The organism is Pseudomonas sp. BNK-44-b (assembly GCF_047456245.1).
Classification (GTDB): domain Bacteria; phylum Pseudomonadota; class Gammaproteobacteria; order Pseudomonadales; family Pseudomonadaceae; genus Aquipseudomonas; species Aquipseudomonas machongensis.
On record NZ_CP179908.1, the window covers coordinates 3,453,771 to 3,473,728 of the forward strand.

Consider the following 19,958-nt stretch of genomic DNA (forward strand, 5'->3'; position numbering starts at 1 on the left):
GCACGATGGAATTCGACATCGGCATGATCCGCGGCCTCGGCACCCTGGTGGTGATGATCGCCTTCATCGGCCTGTCGCTCTGGGTGTTCAACCGCCGCCGCGACCGTGATTTCGCCGAAGCGCGCCTGCTGCCCTTCGACGACGACCGCCTGCCCCCTGCCGGGCAGGAACCTGCCATGAGGAGTAACGGGCAATGACCACCTTCTGGAGTACGTACATCAGCGTACTGACCATCGGCAGCCTGATCGGCCTGACCTGGTTGCTGCTCGGCACCCGCAAGGGCCAGAGCAACAACACCACCGACCAGACCATGGGCCATAGCTTCGACGGCATCGAGGAGTACGACAACCCGCTGCCCAAATGGTGGTTCTGGCTGTTCGTCGGCACCCTGCTGTTCTCGGTCGGCTACCTGATCCTCTACCCGGGCCTGGGCAACTGGAAAGGCATCCTGCCCGGCTACGAGAATGGCTGGACCCAGGTCAACGAATGGCAGAAAGAAATGGACAAGGCCGACGCCCGCTTCGGGCCGATCTTCGCCAAGTTCGCCGCCATGCCGGTGGAGGAAGTGGCCAAGGATCCGCAGGCATTGAAGATGGGCGCACGCCTGTTCGCCTCCAACTGCTCGGTGTGCCATGGCTCGGACGCCAAAGGGGCCTACGGCTTCCCCAACCTGACTGACAAGGACTGGCGCTGGGGCGGTGAACCCGAGACCATCAAGGCCTCGATCATGAACGGCCGCCATGGCGTGATGCCAGGCTGGGCCGAGGTCATCGGCGAACAGGGCGTGGCGGATGTCGCAGGTTTCGTGCTCACCAACCTCGATGGCCGCAGCCTGCCTGAAGGGGCCAAGGCCGACGTGGCCAAGGGCAAGGAGATCTTCGCCAGCAACTGCGTGGCCTGCCATGGGCCGGAAGGCAAGGGCACCCCCGCCATGGGCGCACCCGACCTGACTCACCCGCAGGCGTTCATCTACGGTTCGAGCTTCGCCCAGTTGCAGCAGACCATCCGCTATGGTCGCCAGGGCCAGATGCCGGCTCAGGCCGAGATCCAGGGCAACGACAAGGTGCACCTGCTGGCGGCTTACGTGTACAGCCTGTCCCATGATGAAAACGCTGAAACGCTGACAACCAAGTAAGTACCCCTGCAAATCCCCCCTGTGGGAGCGGCGACTCGCCCTCCCACAGGGGTGCGCCGCTCCCCCTCCCTTGCACCCCCTCCGAACGGAACTAAGCTTGTTGCCACAGTGGCCTCGCGTTGCAGCGATGGCCTCGACGCGGCGCATTGCCTGACGCCGCGCGCGAAAAAGACATCAAAAAAAAAGCTTGACCGATCGATCAGAAAAAGGTGAAAAACGGTACACATTACAGATATTTATTTGTGTACAATCGTTCGACCCGAAACGCCACGGGACGGTGGTGGGAAGGGTATGGACACGGGTCGGCGCAGGGTACCTTGCGTTGCCATAGCCATTGCGGCTATCGAGACTGGCGCCGATTTTTCCACCAACAAGAACACCTAAACCGTGGAACCTTAGCATGAGCACAGCAATCAGTCCGACTGCTTATAACTATAAGGTCGTCCGCCAGTTCGCCATCATGACGGTGGTCTGGGGGATCCTTGGCATGGGCCTCGGCGTCTTCATCGCATCGCAGCTGGTGTGGCCGCAGCTCAACTTCGACCTGCCCTGGACCAGCTTCGGACGCCTGCGACCGCTGCACACCAACCTGGTGATCTTCGCCTTCGGCGGCTGTGCCCTGTTCGGCACCAGCTACTACGTGGTGCAGCGCACCTGCCAGACCCGGCTGATCTCCGACGGCATGGCCGCCTTCACCTTCTGGGGCTGGCAGGCGGTGATCCTCGGCGCGCTGATCACCCTGCCGATGGGCTACACCACCACCAAGGAATACGCCGAGCTCGAATGGCCCATCGCAATCCTGCTGGCCATCGTCTGGGTCACCTATGCAGTGGTGTTCTTCGGCACCATCGTCAAGCGCAAGACCAAGCACATCTACGTGGGCAACTGGTTCTACGGCGCCTTCATCGTGGTCACCGCGATGCTGCACATCGTCAACCACATCTCGCTGCCGGTCAGCCTGTTCAAGTCGTACTCGGCCTACGCCGGTGCCACTGACGCGATGATCCAGTGGTGGTATGGCCACAACGCCGTGGGCTTCTTCCTCACCACCGGCTTCCTGGGGATGATGTACTACTTCGTGCCCAAGCAGGCCGAGCGTCCGATCTACTCCTACCGCCTGTCGATCGTGCACTTCTGGGCGCTGATCACCCTGTACATCTGGGCCGGCCCCCACCACCTGCACTACACCGCCCTGCCCGACTGGGCGCAGTCGCTGGGCATGGTGATGTCGATCATTCTCCTGGCCCCGAGCTGGGGCGGCATGATCAACGGCATGATGACCCTCTCCGGTGCCTGGCACAAACTGCGCACCGACCCGATCCTGCGCTTCCTGGTGGTGTCGCTGGCGTTCTACGGCATGTCGACCTTCGAAGGGCCGATGATGGCGATCAAGACGGTCAACTCGCTGTCGCACTACACCGACTGGACCATCGGCCACGTCCACGCCGGCGCCCTGGGCTGGGTGGCGATGATCTCCATCGGCGCGGTGTACCACATGATTCCGAAGCTGTACGGCCGCGAGCAGATGCACAGCGTCGGCCTGATCAATGCGCACTTCTGGCTGGCGACCATCGGCACCGTGCTGTACATCGCCTCGATGTGGGTCAACGGCATCACCCAAGGCCTGATGTGGCGCGCGATCAACGATGACGGCACCCTCACCTACTCCTTCGTCGAAGCGCTGCAGGCCAGCCATCCGGGCTATATCGTCCGCGCACTGGGCGGCGCCTTCTTCGCCTCGGGCATGCTGCTGATGGCCTACAACGTGCTGCGCACGGTACGCGCTGCCAATCCGGCGCAGGCCGATGAAGCCGCCAAGATCGTCGTCGTGGGAGCGCACTGATGAAGCATGAAGCAGTCGAGAAGAACATAGGCCTGCTGGCCTTCTTCATGGTCATCGCCGTGAGCATCGGCGGCCTGACGCAAATCGTCCCGCTGTTCTTCCAGGACGTCACCAACAAGCCGGTCGAGGGCATGAAGCCGCGCACCGCGCTGGAGGTCGAAGGGCGCGACATCTACATCCGCGAAGGCTGCGTAGGCTGCCATTCGCAGATGATCCGTCCGTTCCGTGCCGAGACCGAACGCTATGGCCACTACTCGGTGGCCGGTGAAAGCGTGTGGGACCACCCCTTCCTCTGGGGCTCCAAGCGCACCGGCCCGGACCTGGCCCGCGTCGGCGGACGCTACTCCGACGACTGGCACCGCGCACACCTGTACAACCCGCGCAACGTGGTGCCGGAATCGAAGATGCCCGCTTACCCATGGCTGGTGGAAAACCACCTCGATGGCAAGGATACGGCCAAGAAGCTCGAAGTGCTGCGCACCCTCGGCACGCCCTACACCGACGAAGATATCGCCGGTGCCCGCGATGCGGTCAAGGGCAAGACCGAGATGGACGCCCTGGTGGCGTACCTGCAAGGCCTTGGCACCCTCATCAAGAGCAAACGGTGACGCTGATGGATATCGGGATGATTCGCGGCCTGGGCACCGTCGTCGTGCTGGTGGCCTTCGTGGGCCTGGCGCTGTGGGTGTTCAGCCCGCGGCGCAAGAAGGATTTCGACGAGGCCACGCAACTGCCCTTCGCGGATGATCCCGAGGCCAGCCGGCATGTCGAGCACGCGCAAAAGAATGCTTCTGGGAGCAAACAACAATGACAACCTTCTGGAGTCTGTACGTCACCGTCCTGACCCTGGGCACCATCTTCGCCTTGACCTGGCTGCTGCTGTCGACCCGCAAGGGCCAGCGCGAAGAGATCACCGACGAAACCGTCGGCCATGCGTTCGACGGTATCGAGGAGTACGACAACCCGCTGCCCAAATGGTGGTTCTGGCTGTTCGTCGGCACCATCGTCTTCGCCCTCGGCTACCTGGCGCTGTATCCGGGCCTGGGCAACTGGAAAGGCATCCTGCCAGGCTATACGTACCTGGATAACGACAAGCAGACCGAATTCAGCAATGGTCAGTCGGGCTGGACCGGCGTGCACGAATGGGAAAAGGAAATGGCCAAGGCCGATGCCCGCTTCGGGCCGATCTTCGCCAAGTTCGCGGCCATGCCGCTGGAAGACGTCGCCAAGGATCCGCAGGCCCTCAAGATGGGCGCACGCCTGTTCGCCTCCAACTGCTCGGTGTGCCATGGTTCGGACGCCAAGGGAGCGTACGGTTTCCCCAACCTGACCGACAGCGACTGGCGCTGGGGCGGCGAACCGGAAACCATCAAGACCACCATCATGAATGGCCGTCATGGTGTGATGCCGGCCTGGGCCGAGGTGATCGGCGAGCAGGGCGTGGCGGACGTTGCCGCCTTCGTGCTGACCAACCTGGACGGGCGCAGCCTGCCCGAGGGCATCAAGGCCGACGCGGCCAACGGGCAGAAACTCTTCGCCGCCAACTGCGTGGCCTGCCACGGTCCTGAAGGCAAGGGCACCCCCGCCATGGGCGCACCCAACCTGACTCACCCGCAGGCGTTCATCTACGGCTCGAGCTTCGCCCAGTTGCAGCAGACCATTCGTTACGGTCGCCAGGGGCAGATGCCCGCCCAGGCCGAAATCCAGGGCAACGACAAGGTGCACCTGCTGGCGGCTTATGTGTACAGCCTGTCGCAGCAGGCGGATCCGGCTCAACCGGCTGAGTAAGCCTGGGCTGGCCTCATCGCGGGACAAGCCCGCCCCCACAAGGCTGGTGCAGTACTTGTAGGAGCGGGCTTGCCCGCGATGAGGCCGGCAAATGCACCACTGGCTGACCTGGATCAATTGACACTCGCCATAACACGATTCAAACGACCACCCAACGCGACTAAACGTCGCAGCCAAGCCCTACCCTGCCATCACAGGCGTATCATGGGCCGCAGAGCGCCAACACAGGCGCGCGACCACGGCCGGCATGCACTGGCCCTGGCATTTCTCCACTGCCGTGGGACTTGATGATGAGCAAGCAGATTCCGGTACATGACGTCACCCCGCCTGCCAACAAAGGAAAGGATTCCGTCGACCTCTACGCCTCTCGAGAGAAAATCTACACCCGCGCCTTCACCGGCGTGTTCCGCAGGTTGCGCATGGTCGGCGGCGCATTGCTGTTCCTGCTCTACTTCGGCACCGTATGGTTGAACTGGGGCGGGCACCAGGCCGTCTGGTGGAACCTGCCCGAACGCAAGTTCTACATCTTCGGCGCCACCATCTGGCCACAGGACTTCATCCTGCTGTCGGGCATCCTCATCGTCGCCGCCTTCGGCCTGTTCTTCATCACCGTGTACGCAGGCCGTGTCTGGTGTGGCTACACCTGCCCGCAGAGCGTGTGGACCTGGATCTTCATGTGGTGCGAAAAAGTCACCGAGGGCGACCGCAACCAGCGCATGAAGCTCGACAAGGCGCCCATGAGCGGCAACAAGTTCCTGCGCAAGCTGGCCAAGCACAGCCTGTGGCTGCTGATCGGCTTCGTCACCGGCCTGACCTTCGTGGGTTACTTCTCGCCAATCCGCGAACTGGCCATCGAATTCTTCACCGGCCAGGCCGATGGCTGGGCCTATTTCTGGGTCGGCTTCTTCACCCTCGCCACCTATGGCAACGCCGGCTGGCTGCGCGAACAGGTGTGCGTGTACATGTGCCCCTACGCGCGCTTCCAGAGCGTGATGTTCGACAAGGACACGCTGATCGTCTCCTACGACCCACGCCGCGGCGAAGCCCGTGGCCCGCGCAAGAAAGGCGTCGACTATAAAGCCCAGGGCCTGGGCGACTGCATCGACTGCACGATGTGCGTGCAGGTCTGCCCCACCGGCATCGACATCCGCGACGGCCTGCAGATCGAATGCATCGGCTGCGCCGCATGCATCGACGCCTGCGACGGCATCATGGACAAGATGGACTACCCGCGCGGGCTGATCAGCTACACCACCGAGCACAATCTTTCCGGGCAGAAGACCCACATGCTGCGCCCGCGCCTGATTGGCTACGCCCTGGTGCTGCTGGTGATGATCGGTGCACTGGCAACCGCCTTCGCCACCCGCTCACTGGTCGGCTTCGACGTCAGCAAGGACCGCGTGCTATACCGCGAGAACGCCCAAGGCTGGATCGAGAACGTCTACAGCCTCAAGGTGATGAACAAGGACCAGCGCGACCACGTCTACGTGCTCGATGCCGCCGGCCTGCCTGGCCTGCAGCTGTCCGGGCAACGCGAGATCCGCGTGGCCGCAGGCGATATCGTCAGCCTGCCGGTGCAGCTGTCGGTCGCCCCCGAGAAACTGCCCTCGAGCACCAACGACATCACCTTCATCCTCAAGGATGCCGACGACAACGGCACCCAGGTTGAAGCCAAGAGCCGCTTCATCGGCCCACAGATCCGCTGAGAGAGACGTTCGACAATGACTGCCGCCACCGCCAACAGCCCCTGGTACAAGCACCTCTGGCCCTGGATCATCATCGGCATCCTCACCACCTCGGTGTGCCTGAGCCTGACCATGGTCAGCATCGCCGTGCGCAACCCGGACAACCTGGTCAACGACAACTACTACGAGGCTGGCAAAGGCATCAACCGCTCGCTGGACCGCGAGCTGCTGGCCCAGACGCTTGGCCTCAAGGCCAGCGTGCATCTGGACGACCTGACCGGCGAGGTGGAACTGCGCCTGACCGGCAACAGCGATCCGCAGACCCTGGAGCTGAACCTGATTTCGCCGACCCAGCCGGACAAGGACCGCAAGGTCCAGCTTGCCCGTAGCGAAACCGGGCGCTATGTCGGCCAGCTCGACGACAAGGTCGAGGGCCGGCGCTTCGTCGAGCTGCTGGGTACCGAGAATGGCCAGGTATGGCGCCTGTTCGAGGAAGAGAAGGTCGAGCATGGCGTGACCTTGCAGTTGGGCGATGAAGCCCTGCAAGGCGCCGAGCATCAAGAATGAACCGCTGCAACAGCACCGACCCCGTGGGAGCGGGCTTGCCCCGCGATAGCGTCAGCCCAGGCAATGATGTTGTCCAGGTGATCGCCATCGCGGGGCAAGCCCGCTCCCACAGGTTTTGCGCTGTTGCCCACGGCCAGGCATGACCCCGATGACTCAACCCACTCCCTGCTACCACTGCGCCCTGCCCGTCCCCGCCGGCAACCGCTTCAGCACCGTGGTACTCGGCCAGCCCCGGCAGTTCTGCTGCCCTGGCTGCCAGGCAGTCGCCGAAGCCATCGTCGCAGGCGGGCTCGAGCACTATTACCAGCACCGCAGCGAGACCAGTGCCAACCCCGAGGCACTGCCGCGGCAGTTGCAGGACGAACTGGCGCTGTACGACCGCGCCGACGTCCAGCAGAACTTCGTGCAGCACCAGGGCGCCCTGGCCGAAACCACCTTGATGATCGAAGGCATCAGTTGCGCGGCCTGCGGCTGGCTGATCGAGAAGCACCTGCGCAATCTCGAAGGCGTTGGCGAGGCGCGCCTGAACCTGTCCAACCACCGCCTGCACGTCAGGTGGAACGACGGGCAACTGCCGCTCTCGCGGCTGATCGCCGAACTGCGCGGCATCGGCTACGCCGCCCACCCCTACCAGCCCGACCAGGCCGCCGAGCAACTGGCCCGGGAAAACCGCACGGCGCTGCGACGGCTCGGCGTAGCGGGCCTGCTGTGGTTCCAGGCGATGATGGCGACCATGGCGACCTGGCCGGAATTCAACATCGACCTGTCGCCCGAACTGCACACCATCCTGCGCTGGGTTGCGCTGTTCCTGACCACGCCGATCGTGTTCTACAGCTGCGCACCGTTCTTCAAAGGGGCTGCTCGTGACCTGCGCACCCGCCATCTGACAATGGATGTCTCGGTATCGCTGGCCATCGCCCTGGCCTATGGCGCCGGGATCTGGACCGCAATCACCGGCAGCGGCGAGCTGTACTTCGATACCGTGGGCATGTTCGCCCTGTTCCTGCTCACCGGCCGCTACCTGGAGCGGCGCGCCCGCGAACGCACGGCAGCGGCTACCGCGCAACTGGTCAACCTGCTGCCGGCCTCGTGCCTGCGCCTCGACGAGCAGGGGCGTGCCGAACGCATCCTGCTGGCCGAGCTGGTCCGCGGCGATCATGTGCAGGTCCTGCCGGGCGCGGTGATTCCCGCTGACGGTCGTATCCTCGAAGGCCGTTCGAGCATCGACGAATCGCTGCTCACCGGTGAATACCTGCCCCAGGCCCGACGGGCTGGCGACCGGGTCACCGGTGGCACGCTCAACGTCGAGAGCGCCTTGACCGTAGAGGTCGACGCCCTCGGCCAGGATTCGCGCCTGTCGGCCATCGTGCGCCTGCTCGAACGCGCACAGTCGGAAAAGCCACGCCTGGCGCAGATTGCCGACCGCGCCTCGCAGTGGTTCCTGTTGTTCAGCCTGGCTGCGGCGCTGGCCATCGGCCTGTGGTGGTGGCACCTCGATGCCGAGCGCGCGTTCTGGATCGTCCTGGCGATGCTGGTCGCGACTTGCCCCTGCGCGCTCTCGCTCGCCACCCCGACCGCCCTGACCACGGCCACCGGTACCCTGCACAAACTTGGCCTGCTGGTGACCCGCGGCCACGTGCTCGAAGGGCTGAACCAGATCGACACCGTGGTGTTCGACAAGACCGGCACCCTGACCGAAGGACGCCTGGCCCTGCGCAGCATCCGCCCGCTGGGCAGCCTTGCGCCTGACCGCTGCCTGGCCCTGGCAGCCGCCCTGGAGAACCGCTCGGAACATCCCATCGCCCGTGCCTTCGGCCACAGTGCCGAACCTGCCGACGATGTCCAGGCCGTACCTGGGCTGGGCCTTGAGGGCCAGGTCGACCAGCAGCGGCTGCGCATCGGGCAGGCCGCCTTCGTCTGCGCCCTGAGCGGCGCCGAAGTGCCGGCGGTACCCGAGCCCCGCGGGCAGTGGCTGCTCCTGGGTGACCGCATGGGCCCCCTGGCCTGGTTCGGCCTTGACGATCGCCTGCGTGACGATGCCAGCGAGTTGCTGGCCGCGTGCAGGGCGCGCGGGTGGCAGACCTTGCTGCTGTCGGGCGACAGCTCGCCGATGGTCGGGGAAGTCGCCGCGCAACTGGGCATCGACCAGGCCATCGGCGGCCTGCGTCCGGACGACAAGCTGGCCCGGGTCAAGGCCCTGCAGAGCGAAGGACGCAAGGTGCTGATGCTCGGTGACGGCGTCAACGACGTGCCGGTGCTGGCCGCCGCCGACATCAGCATCGCCATGGGCTCGGCCACCGACCTGGCCAAGACCAGCGCCGACGCCGTGCTGCTGTCCAACCGCCTGCAGGCACTGGCACAGGCTTTCGACCTGGCGCGCCGCACGCGCCGTAACATCCTCGAGAACCTGCTCTGGGCAACGCTGTACAATGGCCTCATGCTGCCCTTCGCCGCGCTGGGCTGGATCACGCCGGTGTGGGCGGCGGTCGGCATGTCGGTGAGCTCGCTGATCGTGGTGCTCAATGCCCTGCGCTTGACGCGCATGCCAACCGTGCAGGCTGCCAATGCTGCCCCTCGTCCCGTCATGGCCTGAGCAGGAATCGCCGATGCCCGCCCTCTATGTGATGATCCCCGCCGCCCTGCTGCTCGTCGGCGTGGCGGTGTACATCTTCTTCTGGGCCGTGGACAGCGGCCAGTACGATGACCTCGAGGGCCCTGCCCACAGCATCCTGTTCGACGATCAGGACCCGCGCCACCAGGCCGCGGTGAAACCCGAAGAAGCCAAGCCCGAACAGCCCGACGACAAGGATCCCACCCCGCGTGTCTGACCTGCTCCCGCTGCTCGGTTCCGCCCTGGTGCTCGGCCTGCTGGGCGGTGGCCACTGCCTGGGCATGTGCGGCGGCCTGATGGGCGCCCTGACCCTGGCCATCCCGCCCGAACAACGCGCCCGCCGCCTGCGCCTGCTGGTCGCCTACAACCTCGGCCGCGTGCTCAGCTACGCGGCCGCCGGGCTGCTGCTGGGCCTGGCCGGCTGGGCCCTGGCCAGCAGCCCTGCCGCCCAACTGCTGCGAGTGGTGGCAGCCTTGCTGCTGATCGCCATGGGCTTGTACCTGGCCGGCTGGTGGAGTGGGCTGACCCGGATCGAGGCCCTGGGCCGAGGCTTGTGGCGACACATCCAGCCGCTGGCGTCGCGCCTGCTGCCGGTCTCGAGCCTGCCGCGGGCCCTGCTGCTCGGCGCACTGTGGGGCTGGCTGCCCTGCGGGCTGGTCTACAGCACCTTGCTGTGGGCGGCGAGCCAGGGCAACGCCGCGCACAGCGCGGCGCTGATGCTGGCATTCGGTGTCGGTACCTGGCCAGTGTTGCTGGCCACGGGCCTGGCCGCAGAACGGGCCAACGCGCTGCTACGGCGGCGCAGCGTGCGCATGGCGGGCGGAGTGTTGGTGATGCTGTTCGGCCTGTGGACGCTACCTGGGCCGCACCAGCACTGGCTGATGGGGCATTGATCGCCTGAGAGTGTTGCACCAGGTGACTGCCGACTCGGCTTGATACAAGTCAAGACCCCTTCCTACAGACATATCTAAACTCCGGGCACTGCTGCTCTATCCGGGGACTGCCCACATGCTCGACGACCTACGTTGGGATGCCGACCTGATCCGTCGCTACGATCTGGCCGGACCACGCTACACCTCCTACCCGACCGCCGTGCAATTGCATGGCGAAGTGGGTTCGTTCGACTTGCTGCATGCCCTGCGCGAAAGCCGCCGTGCGGTGCGCCCGCTGTCGTTGTACGTGCACGTGCCGTTCTGCGCCAACATCTGCTACTACTGCGCCTGCAACAAAGTCATCACCAAAGACCGCGCCCGCGCCGCGCCCTACCTGCAGCGCCTGGAGCAGGAGATCCAGCTGATCGCCTGTCACCTCGACCCCAAGCAACGGGTCGAACAACTGCATTTCGGCGGTGGCACTCCCACCTTTCTCAGCCATGTGGAACTGCGCCAGCTGATGACCTGCCTGCGCCAGCATTTCAACCTGCTGGATGATGATTCGGGTGACTACGGCATCGAGCTCGACCCGCGCGAAGCCGACTGGTCGACCATGGGCCTGTTGCGCGAGCTGGGCTTCAACCGTGTCAGCCTCGGCGTGCAGGACCTGGACCCGGCCGTGCAGCGAGCGATCAACCGCCTGCAGAGCCTGGAGCAGACCCGCGCTCTGGTGGAAGCCGCACGCACCCTGCAATTCCGCTCGGTGAACCTCGACCTGATCTACGGCCTGCCACGCCAGAGCCCGGAAGGTTTCGCCCGCACCGTTGAGGAGGTGATTCGCCTGCAGCCAGACCGCCTGTCGGTGTTCAACTATGCGCACCTGCCCGAACGCTTCATGCCCCAGCGACGCATCGACGCCGCCGAGTTGCCAGCCCCGGCCGCCAAGCTGGAAATGCTGCACAACACCATCGAGCAACTCACTGCCGCCGGCTATCGCTATATCGGCATGGACCACTTCGCCCTGCCCGACGATGAACTGGCCATCGCCCAGGAGGAAGGTACCCTGCAACGCAACTTCCAGGGCTACACCACCCACGGTCATTGCGACCTCGTGGGGCTGGGGGTTTCGGCTATCAGTCAGATCGGCGATCTCTACTGCCAGAACAGCAGCGACCTGAACACCTACCAGGACACCCTCTCCAGCGCCCAACTGGCGACCCAGCGTGGCCTGCTGTGCAATCAGGATGACCGTGTGCGCAGGGCCGTGATCCAGCAACTGATCTGTCATTTCGAACTGGACTTCGAGCAGATCGAGCAGGCTTTCACCCTGGACTTTCGTGGTTACTTCAAAGGGCTCTGGCCGCAACTGCAGGCCATGCAGCGTGACGGTCTGATCACTCTCGACAGCCGCGGTATCAAGGTGCTGCCGGCAGGTCGGCTGCTGGTGCGCTCGGTCTGCATGGTGTTCGATGCCTACCTGGACCTGCACAATCGCCAACGTTTTTCCCGGGTCATCTAGTCGGTTTTTCCGAGACGTTACACCGCATGGACAGTCCGCCTTGTCAGGCACACCATGGATTGGTAGAAGGCGCCCGAACTCATCCGCGCAGGGTGCCGCCAAGCCGCACCAAAAAAGTGCAGGCTGGCCTCTAGTCCAGCTGTGGGTTACCCTTACAGCTTATGTGTGCTTTATCACAAGGATCGAAAGAAATGTCCGAGCCAGTCAAACTGCGCCCTCACAGCCAGGCCCATTGCAAGGATTGCAGCCTGGCCCCTCTGTGCCTGCCCCTGTCGCTCAATCTCGAGGACATGGACGCACTGGATGAAATCGTCAAGCGCGGCCGCCCACTGAAGAAGGGCGAGTTCCTGTTCCGCCAGGGTGACAATTTCGGCTCGGTCTACGCTGTACGCTCCGGCGCCCTCAAGACCTTCAGCCTCAGCGATGCCGGCGAAGAACAGATCACCGGCTTCCACCTGCCCAGCGAACTGGTCGGGCTATCGGGCATGGACACCGAAGCCTATCCGGTCTCGGCCCAGGCCCAGGAAACTACCTCGGTCTGCGAAATCCCCTTCGAACGCCTCGATGAGCTCTCGGTGCAACTGCCGCAACTGCGCCGCCAACTGATGCGGGTGATGAGTCGCGAGATCCGCGACGACCAGCAGATGATGCTGCTGCTGTCGAAAAAGACCGCCGACGAGCGGATCGCCACCTTCCTGGTCAACCTCTCGGCACGCTTCCGCGCCCGCGGTTATTCGGCCAACCAGTTCCGCCTGAGCATGTCGCGCAACGAGATCGGCAACTACCTGGGCCTGGCGGTGGAAACCGTGTCGCGCGTGTTCACCCGCTTCCAGCAGAACGGCCTGCTCAAGGCCGAAGGCAAGGAAGTGCACATCCTCGACCCGATCCAGCTGTGCGCGCTGGCCGGTGGTGCGATGGAGGTCTGATCGCTGCCACGGCAGGGTATACTGACGCCACGTTTTTCCAGGATACCCGCCCCATGCACAGCGACACCTTCGACCTCAAAGCCCTGATCCGTCCGGTAGTGGACTTCCCCAAGCCGGGCGTGATCTTTCGTGACATCACTCCGCTGTTCCAGTCGCCACGCGGGCTGCGCTATGTCGCCGACCAGTTCATCGAGCGCTATGTCGAGGCCGAGTTCAGCCACATCGGTGCCATGGATGCACGGGGTTTTCTGATCGGCTCGATCATCGCCCACCAACTGAACAAGCCCCTGATCCTGTTCCGCAAGCAGGGCAAACTGCCGGCCGACGTACTGTCGGAGCCCTACCAGACCGAATACGGCGAAGCCTTCCTGGAAGTGCATGCCGACAGCCTGTGCGACGGCGATTCGGTGCTGATCTTCGATGACCTGATCGCAACTGGCGGCACCCTGCTCGCAGCCGCCAACCTGGTGCGCCGTACCGGGGCCAAGGTATTCGAGGCTGCAGCGATCATCGACCTGCCCGAGCTCGAAGGCTCGCGCCGCCTGCAAGCCGCCGGGGTGCCGACCTTCTGCCTGACCGAGTTTTCGCTGTCCGAATACTGATCAGCGACCGGGCCGAACCCGAGTCCTCGGGTTCAGCCCAGCCGTTGGAAGACCAGCGCCTTCAACCCGCCTTGTGGGTCGGCATCGGGAAACTCCGGTGGATTCTCGAGACGCTGGACAAAGGCCAGCTGCGGCGCCTGCTGCGCCATGCCGTCGATGAGAAATTCCGGGCCGATCGCCGGATCGTTCACGCAGGCCAGCACTGTCCCGCCCTCACTCAGCAGTTCAGGTAAACGACGCAGGATCTTGGCGTAGTCCTGGGTGAGCACGAAGCTGCCGCGCTGGAAGGTCGGCGGGTCGATGATGATCAGGTCGTACGGGCCGTACTTGCGCACCTTGCCCCACGACTTGAACAGCTCATGCCCGAGATAAGCGACGCATGACGCATCATGGCCATTGAGGCGGTGGTTCTCGCGCCCACGCGACAGCGCCGACTTGGCCATGTCCAGGTTCACCACCTGCTGTGCGCCACCGGCGATGGCCGCCACAGAGAACCCGCAGGTGTAGGCGAAGAGATTCAGCACCCGCTTGCCCGCCGCCTGCTCCCGCACCCAGCGGCGACCGTAGCGCATGTCCAGGAACAATCCGTTGTTCTGCCGAACGCCCAGGTCCAGCAGGTACTTCAAGCCGTCCTCGATCACCTCGCGCTGCTGGCAGGGCTCGCCGAGCAGCCACTGACCGGGGCTGTCGGGCAGGTAGCGGTGCTGCAGCAGGATCGCCTGGCCGCTCCATTGCGGGCGCTCGGCGAGGGCACGCAGCATCGCCTCGAGTTCGGCCAACTGGCCATCGGGCGGCTCGCGGAACAGCGCGACCAACAGCACCCCGTCGAGCCAGTCGACGGTGATCTGCTCCAGGCCCGGCCAGCAACGGCCACGGCCATGGAACAGACGACGGGTTTCGACAGGTGCGGGGTCGAGGGCGGTGAGCAGGTGCTGCTCCAGAGTGTGAATCGGGGAGGTCATGGCGGGCCGCATAGCGAAAAACCGCCATTCTACCTGCTTTGTGAGGCCGAGGCCGCCCTGCGCGACCTGAACCACCAGCCCTGCTGCATCCCTGCCGCCGCCAGCAGGATCAGCGCCACGCCCAGCCACTGCAGCGGTGCCAAGCGATGGCCGAACGCCACCCAATCTACCAGGATCGCGGCGATCGGATAGATGAACGACAGCGCGCCGGTCAGCGCCGTGGGCAGGCGTTGGATGGCGCTGTACAACAGCACGTACATCAACCCGGTATGCACCACCCCCAGTGTCACCAGGCTACCCAGCGCGGCAGGCGCTGCCGGTAGCCCGCCGAACCCGACCCAAGGGGCCAGCAGCAGTGCGCCGGTACTTACCTGGATCAAGGCAATCAGGTGCGGCGGGGTTCCGCTCAAGCGCTTGATGATCAATGCCGCCACGGCATAGAGCAGCGCCGCCCCCAATGCCAGGCCGATACCTAGCAGGTACTCATCGCCGCCCTGCCCTTGCCCGTGAGCGCTGACGATCGCCAACATGCCGAGGAAGGCCAGTGTCAGCCAGGTCAGCTTGGCTGCGGTAATCCGCTCGCCAAGAAACACCGCCGCCAGGCCCACCAGCAGGAAAGGCTGGACGTTGTAGACGGCCGTGCCGATGGCGATCGAAGCGCGCGAATAAGAGGCGAACAGCAACAACCAGTTGCCGACGATGGCGACCCCGCTGAGCACCGCCAACAGAAAGGTGGTGCGGCTCAGGATACCGGGCTTGAGAAAGCCCATGACCGCACAAATCAGCAGCAAGGTGCCAGCGCCCAGCACACAACGCCAGAACACCACGTCCAGCACCGGCTGCCCGGACACCAGCACGAACCAGCCAATGGTTCCGGAAATCAGCATGGCGGCGACCATTTCCAGCGAGCCGCGACGAATCGAACTGTCCATCTCATGCCTCCTGTCGAAGATGGCAACAGTATGCTGGCGCGGACATGGGCACTCCAGCGGATAAACAAGGCCAGAATCACCAATCGCCTTTACTATCAAGGCAGATTTGCACTTTTACCTGACGAGGCAAGCATGACCGACGATATCGACCAACTGCTGATCAATGCCCTGATGGAGGATTCGCGCCGCTCGCTCAAGGCCCTGGCGCAGATCAGCGGCCTCTCCGCCCCCAGCGTCAGCGAGCGGCTGCGCCGCCTGGAGGAACGCGGCGTGCTGCGCGGCTACACCGTGGAAATCGACCCACGCTGTTTCGGTTACCAGTTACAGGCCATCGTGCGAATCCGACCGCTGCCGGGGCAATTGCAGGAAGTCGAGCGGCAGATCGTCGCCATTCCCGAGTTCACCGAATGCGACAAGGTTACCGGCGAGGACTGCTTCATCGCCCGCCTGCATGTGCGCTCGATGGAACAGCTGGACACCCTGCTTGACCGGCTCAACACCCTGGCCGAGACCAACACCGCGATCATCAAGAAGACACCGGTCAAGCGGCGCCTGCCACCGATGGCATGACCCAAGATTTGTACACAAGAATGTCACCTAGAGTGCCATTTTTGTGTGCACTGGTTACGGACACGCCCCAACACGTTACACCGGAAAGCCGATAAAAATTGACTCTAAAATCAACTAATAAGTGAATGCAAAATAAATACTGATCAAATGGTCAATTTATAGTTCTTTATTTTCATAAAGTTACCAAACAAAAGGAGAAAGTCAAAGTAATAGCAACTCAGAAACTGTGCCCTCTCTGGCATGGAACTGGCTTGAGTGAACTTGTGTTTTGTATACAACTTAAACAAAACATAAATACACAAGAACACGCAGCGCCTGCCCCGCAGGCCGCTAGCGCCCAGAACCCAGTGATGCCAATGCTGCACAGACGAGAAGGCGAGCCCGTGCGCAAGCCCGCCTCATCGCAGTCCTAGCGCATCAGGAGCCGCCGGAATGAGTAGCAGTCTCGACCTTGCCCCTGAACTTTCCGTTGCCAGCACCAGCCCCACCGCCACCACGCTGGAAAACCCCGCCGGACCGTACGAGCTGAGTCCACGCCTGCACAACCGTGATCTTGCGCCAACCCGCATCGAGGGTCGGCGCTGGGGTGGCTACAGCATCTTCGCCCTGTGGACCAACGATGTGCACAACATCGCCAACTACTCTTTCGCCATGGGGCTGTTCGCCCTGGGCCTTGGCGGCTGGCAGATTCTCGTCTCTCTGGCGATCGGTGCCGCGCTTGTCTACTTCTTCATGAACCTCTCCGGCTACATGGGCCAGAAGACCGGCGTACCGTTCCCGGTCATGAGCCGCATCGCCTTCGGTATCCATGGCGCGCAGATTCCCGCGCTGATCCGCGCGGTGATCGCGATCGCCTGGTTCGGTATCCAGACCTACCTGGCCTCGGTGGTACTGCGCGTGCTGCTCACCGCCGTGTGGCCACAGGTAGCCGCCTATGACCACGACAGCATTCTCGGATTGTCGAGCCTGGGCTGGGTATGCTTCGTGGCGATCTGGATCGTGCAGTTGGTGATCCTCGCCTACGGCATGGAGATGGTGCGCCGTTACGAAGGTTTCGCCGGGCCGGTGATCCTGCTGACCGTGGCGAGCCTGGCCGCCTGGATGTTCTTCAAGAACGATGCGCGCATCGCCTGGTCGGTGGCCGATCCGCTGACCGGCTACGAGATGTGGCGCAACATCTTTGCCGGCGGCGCGCTCTGGCTGGCAATCTACGGCACCCTGGTGCTCAACTTCTGCGACTTCGCCCGGTCCTCGCCATGCCGCAGGACCATCCGCGTCGGCAACTTCTGGGGTCTGCCAGTGAACATCCTGGTATTTGCGGTGATCACCGTGGTGCTGTGCGGCGCACAGTTCCAGATCAACGGGCAGGTGATCGACAGCCCGACCCAGATCGTCGCTACCATCCCCAACACCCTGTTCCTGGTCCTGGGCTGCATGGCCTTCCTGATCGTCACCGTCGCGGTGAACATCATGGCCAACTTCGTCGCCCCGGCCTTCGTGCTCAGCAACCTGGCACCACGCCACCTGAACTTCCGCCGCGCCGGGCTGATCAGTGCCACCGTGGCGGTGCTGATCCTGCCGTGGAACCTGTACAACAGCCCGCTGGTGATCGTGTACTTCCTGTCCGGCCTGGGCGCCCTGCTCGGCCCGCTGTACGGCGTGATCATGTCCGACTACTGGCTGCTGCGCAAAGGCCGGGTCAACGTGCCGGAGCTGTACAGCGAGAACCCGGCCGGCGCCTATCACTACTCGCGTGGCATCAACCTTCGGGCGCTCGCGGCGTTCATTCCATCGGCCCTGCTGGCGATCGTGCTGGCGCTGGTACCGCACTTCCACAGCGTCGCGCCATTCTCCTGGCTGATCGGCGCAGGTACCGCGGCCGCGCTCTACCTGCTGATCGCACCGCGCAATCGCCAATACCTCGACGTCAGCGGCGAAGCCATCGCCGTCGACCATAGCAGCCATTGATCAAGGGAAGTTCTTTGATGCGTATTCTGATCGTCAACGTCAACACCACCGAAGCCATCACCGAGGCCATTGCCGAACAGGCGCGCAGCGTTGCAGCGCCCGGCACCGAGATCGTCGGGCTGACGCCCTGGTTCGGCGCGGAGTCGGTGGAGGGAAATTTCGAGAGCTATCTGGCCGCCATCGCCGTGATGGACCGGGTGCTGGCCTACGACCGGCCCTACGACGCGGTGATCCAGGCCGGGTACGGCGAGCACGGCCGCGAAGGTTTGCAGGAGTTGCTCAATGTACCGGTGGTGGACATCACCGATGCCGCCGCCAGCACCGCGATGTATCTGGGCCATGCCTACTCGGTGGTCACCACGCTGGACCGCACCGTGCCGCTGATCGAGGATCGCCTGAAGCTGTCCGGACTCTACGACCGCTGCGCCTCGGTGCGGGCCAGCGGCCTGGCCGTACTGGAACTGGAGGCTGATCCGCAGCGCGCCGTGGAGGCCATCGTCGAACAGGCCGAACGTGCCGTGCGTGACGACAAGGCCGAGGTGATCTGCCTGGGCTGCGGCGGCATGGCCGGGCTCGACGAACAGATTCGCCAGCGTACCGGCGTGCCGGTGGTCGATGGGGTGAGCGCCGCGGTGACCATCGCCGAATCGCTGGTGCGATTGGGGTTGAGTACGTCGAAAGTGCGCACCTATGCGACGCCACGGGTGAAGAAGGTGGTGGGCTGGCCGATGCGGTTGGGGCGGTAGCCCCTAAGGCCTACCTTTCAATGTGTTTGCATGTGATTGCGTGAGGGCTCACAGGCGGTCGCCGAAAGTTTTTCAGCGCCTATGAGATCGAGCGCCGCCCGCGCGGCGCTTCGCGGGCAAGCCCGCTCCCACGGTTTGTTTCGGGCCAGTTTCTCCAGTATCCATCGATGCGCGCCGCTTGGCGCATGACGCGATATGCATGAAAGGCAACCGCTCAAATGAGATATCGAGTAGAGCAGACAAGGGCTTGCGCGAATCTTTCAGAAATGATTGGCCCGAAACAAACCGTGGGAGCGGGCTTGCCCGCGAAGCGCCGCGCGGGCGGCGCTCGATCTCATAGGCGCTAAAAGGCTTCCGACGAGCACCTGTCAGCCTCTACGCATACACCTTGAAAGGTATTCCCTTAAAGGCCAACGCCCCTCGACATCCCGTAGGATGAGCGTCGAAGGGCGTTGTAGCCAACAGTGTGCAATCAGTCCCGTTGCACATGGTGGTAGCGACGAAAGAACAAGCATGACCCCATCATCATGCACCACGACTTCCACAACATTAGATCAATGCCGTAGTAGGACCAGGCTTGGACGAAAAGTAGGCTGAACAATCCAAAGGGAAATAGGAACAGCCCAAGCCACTTGCGCCAGACAGGCGATTTGATGACATGGTCAATGATAACCGTCACTACCAGCATCAAGCCTATCTGCACTGGATCTTCATACATATCCAGCATCATTGGTAAAGCCTGACAGCAATCGAGGAGTGCTGCGGCCCGATACCACCCCGGACTCTCGCGTCTATGCCTATCAGGACATCGCCGGCATGGAAGGTGGGAAGACGGGAGGCGACAAGCGGAACCACGCTGGCTTTTGTCAACCCGCCAGCCAGCGGACCTGCCACGGCCGCAACCGCACCGCCCACAGCTCCCGAAACCACACTCGCCACGGTCCAGCGCTGCATATTGAGTTGATCCCCCTGCTCACGCGTCAACGGCAATGAAACCGCCACCACCATCACGCAGGGCAACTGCCCGGCCTGCATCCGCTCGTACAGTTCCTTCACCTTGCCGACCACGCGATACTGATGTCGGCCCGCTGTTGGAATATGCAGCGTATTGAGCCAGCAGCAGTTATCGGCCCTCACGGTGAACTCGATGACATCGAAGGTCACGCCGCGATGACCGATGAACCGATAAGACCGATCGATTTCCATGCAACCCCGCACTCCTCACGCCCGGT

At 63.6% G+C, this 19,958-nt stretch carries 20 protein-coding genes; 17 read left to right on the plus strand and 3 right to left on the minus strand.

What is annotated here, in order from left to right; all coding sequences use genetic code 11:
• Positions 1-5 precede the first annotated feature (5 nt).
• The 14 genes from ACMGGG_RS15775 to ACMGGG_RS15840 all read left to right on the plus strand — a co-directional run bounded on the left by ACMGGG_RS15775 (position 6) and on the right by ACMGGG_RS15840 (position 13,548).
• On the plus strand, positions 6-197 hold the full coding sequence (locus tag ACMGGG_RS15775) for a cbb3-type cytochrome oxidase subunit 3 (protein WP_054894769.1): 192 nt from the start codon (positions 6-8) through the stop codon (positions 195-197).
• Positions 194-1,135: a cytochrome-c oxidase, cbb3-type subunit III gene (gene ccoP / locus ACMGGG_RS15780; protein ID WP_414154033.1), complete on the plus strand. Its 942-nt coding sequence runs from the start codon at positions 194-196 to the stop codon at positions 1,133-1,135. Before ACMGGG_RS15775 ends, ccoP (ACMGGG_RS15780) begins: the two co-directional genes overlap by 4 nt.
• A gap of 400 nt (positions 1,136-1,535) precedes the next feature.
• Entirely contained in the window at positions 1,536-2,978 is a 1,443-nt protein-coding gene (ccoN, locus tag ACMGGG_RS15785) for a cytochrome-c oxidase, cbb3-type subunit I (RefSeq protein WP_054894767.1), read from the plus strand.
• Positions 2,978-3,586: a cytochrome-c oxidase, cbb3-type subunit II gene (gene ccoO / locus ACMGGG_RS15790; RefSeq protein WP_054894766.1), complete on the plus strand. Its 609-nt coding sequence runs from the start codon at positions 2,978-2,980 to the stop codon at positions 3,584-3,586. The genes ccoN and ccoO overlap by 1 nt, the downstream gene beginning before the upstream one ends.
• Before the next feature lie 5 nt (positions 3,587-3,591).
• Positions 3,592-3,789, plus strand: a complete 198-nt coding sequence (locus tag ACMGGG_RS15795; protein ID WP_054894780.1) for a CcoQ/FixQ family Cbb3-type cytochrome c oxidase assembly chaperone — start codon at positions 3,592-3,594, stop codon at positions 3,787-3,789.
• Positions 3,786-4,766 (plus strand): cytochrome-c oxidase, cbb3-type subunit III, encoded by a 981-nt coding sequence (ccoP, locus tag ACMGGG_RS15800; RefSeq protein ID WP_197891584.1) that lies wholly within the window; start codon positions 3,786-3,788, stop codon positions 4,764-4,766. Before ACMGGG_RS15795 ends, ccoP (ACMGGG_RS15800) begins: the two co-directional genes overlap by 4 nt.
• Before the next feature lie 290 nt (positions 4,767-5,056).
• The gene (gene ccoG / locus ACMGGG_RS15805) at positions 5,057-6,472 is read left to right on the plus strand and encodes a cytochrome c oxidase accessory protein CcoG (RefSeq protein WP_063545649.1); all 1,416 of its coding nucleotides are present in this window, start codon (positions 5,057-5,059) and stop codon (positions 6,470-6,472) included.
• A 15-nt stretch (positions 6,473-6,487) separates the two neighbouring features.
• On the plus strand, positions 6,488-7,018 hold the full coding sequence (locus ACMGGG_RS15810) for a FixH family protein (RefSeq protein WP_054894763.1): 531 nt from the start codon (positions 6,488-6,490) through the stop codon (positions 7,016-7,018).
• A gap of 148 nt (positions 7,019-7,166) precedes the next feature.
• Positions 7,167-9,611: a heavy metal translocating P-type ATPase gene (locus ACMGGG_RS15815; protein ID WP_414154034.1), complete on the plus strand. Its 2,445-nt coding sequence runs from the start codon at positions 7,167-7,169 to the stop codon at positions 9,609-9,611.
• A 13-nt stretch (positions 9,612-9,624) separates the two neighbouring features.
• Positions 9,625-9,846, plus strand: coding sequence for a cbb3-type cytochrome oxidase assembly protein CcoS (ccoS, locus tag ACMGGG_RS15820; RefSeq protein WP_054894761.1), 222 nt, complete (start codon positions 9,625-9,627; stop codon positions 9,844-9,846).
• The gene (locus tag ACMGGG_RS15825; RefSeq protein ID WP_112898845.1) at positions 9,839-10,522 is read left to right on the plus strand and encodes a sulfite exporter TauE/SafE family protein; all 684 of its coding nucleotides are present in this window, start codon (positions 9,839-9,841) and stop codon (positions 10,520-10,522) included. Before ccoS ends, ACMGGG_RS15825 begins: the two co-directional genes overlap by 8 nt.
• Positions 10,523-10,637: 115 nt before the next feature.
• Positions 10,638-12,020 (plus strand): oxygen-independent coproporphyrinogen III oxidase, encoded by a 1,383-nt coding sequence (gene hemN / locus ACMGGG_RS15830; protein WP_063545652.1) that lies wholly within the window; start codon positions 10,638-10,640, stop codon positions 12,018-12,020.
• A 191-nt stretch (positions 12,021-12,211) separates the two neighbouring features.
• Complete coding sequence (fnrA, locus tag ACMGGG_RS15835; protein ID WP_054894758.1) at positions 12,212-12,946, plus strand: Crp/Fnr family transcriptional regulator FnrA; 735 nt, start codon at positions 12,212-12,214, stop codon at positions 12,944-12,946.
• A gap of 53 nt (positions 12,947-12,999) precedes the next feature.
• Entirely contained in the window at positions 13,000-13,548 is a 549-nt protein-coding gene (locus tag ACMGGG_RS15840; protein WP_063545653.1) for an adenine phosphoribosyltransferase, read from the plus strand.
• Between the two features lie 32 nt (positions 13,549-13,580).
• Here the strand turns inward: ACMGGG_RS15840 and ACMGGG_RS15845 are convergent, their stop codons facing one another.
• Together ACMGGG_RS15845 and ACMGGG_RS15850 are read right to left on the minus strand one after the other, a co-directional pair.
• Positions 13,581-14,510, minus strand: coding sequence for a class I SAM-dependent methyltransferase (locus ACMGGG_RS15845; RefSeq protein ID WP_063545654.1), 930 nt, complete (start codon positions 14,508-14,510; stop codon positions 13,581-13,583).
• Between the two features lie 29 nt (positions 14,511-14,539).
• Positions 14,540-15,442 (minus strand): DMT family transporter, encoded by a 903-nt coding sequence (locus tag ACMGGG_RS15850; RefSeq protein WP_054894756.1) that lies wholly within the window; start codon positions 15,440-15,442, stop codon positions 14,540-14,542.
• Positions 15,443-15,574: 132 nt separating this feature from the next.
• Between ACMGGG_RS15850 and ACMGGG_RS15855 the strand changes: the two genes are divergently transcribed.
• The 3 genes from ACMGGG_RS15855 to ACMGGG_RS15865 all read left to right on the plus strand — a co-directional run bounded on the left by ACMGGG_RS15855 (position 15,575) and on the right by ACMGGG_RS15865 (position 18,726).
• On the plus strand, positions 15,575-16,012 hold the full coding sequence (locus ACMGGG_RS15855; protein ID WP_063545655.1) for an Lrp/AsnC family transcriptional regulator: 438 nt from the start codon (positions 15,575-15,577) through the stop codon (positions 16,010-16,012).
• Positions 16,013-16,444: 432 nt separating this feature from the next.
• On the plus strand, positions 16,445-17,980 hold the full coding sequence (locus ACMGGG_RS15860) for an NCS1 family nucleobase:cation symporter-1 (protein ID WP_063545656.1): 1,536 nt from the start codon (positions 16,445-16,447) through the stop codon (positions 17,978-17,980).
• Between the two features lie 17 nt (positions 17,981-17,997).
• On the plus strand, positions 17,998-18,726 hold the full coding sequence (locus ACMGGG_RS15865) for an aspartate/glutamate racemase family protein (protein ID WP_323453726.1): 729 nt from the start codon (positions 17,998-18,000) through the stop codon (positions 18,724-18,726).
• 726 nt (positions 18,727-19,452) lie between these two features.
• On the opposite strand, the gene ACMGGG_RS15870 is transcribed toward ACMGGG_RS15865, so the two are convergent.
• Positions 19,453-19,932: a hypothetical protein gene (locus tag ACMGGG_RS15870; protein ID WP_414154035.1), complete on the minus strand. Its 480-nt coding sequence runs from the start codon at positions 19,930-19,932 to the stop codon at positions 19,453-19,455.
• Between the last annotated feature and the right edge of the window lie 26 nt (positions 19,933-19,958).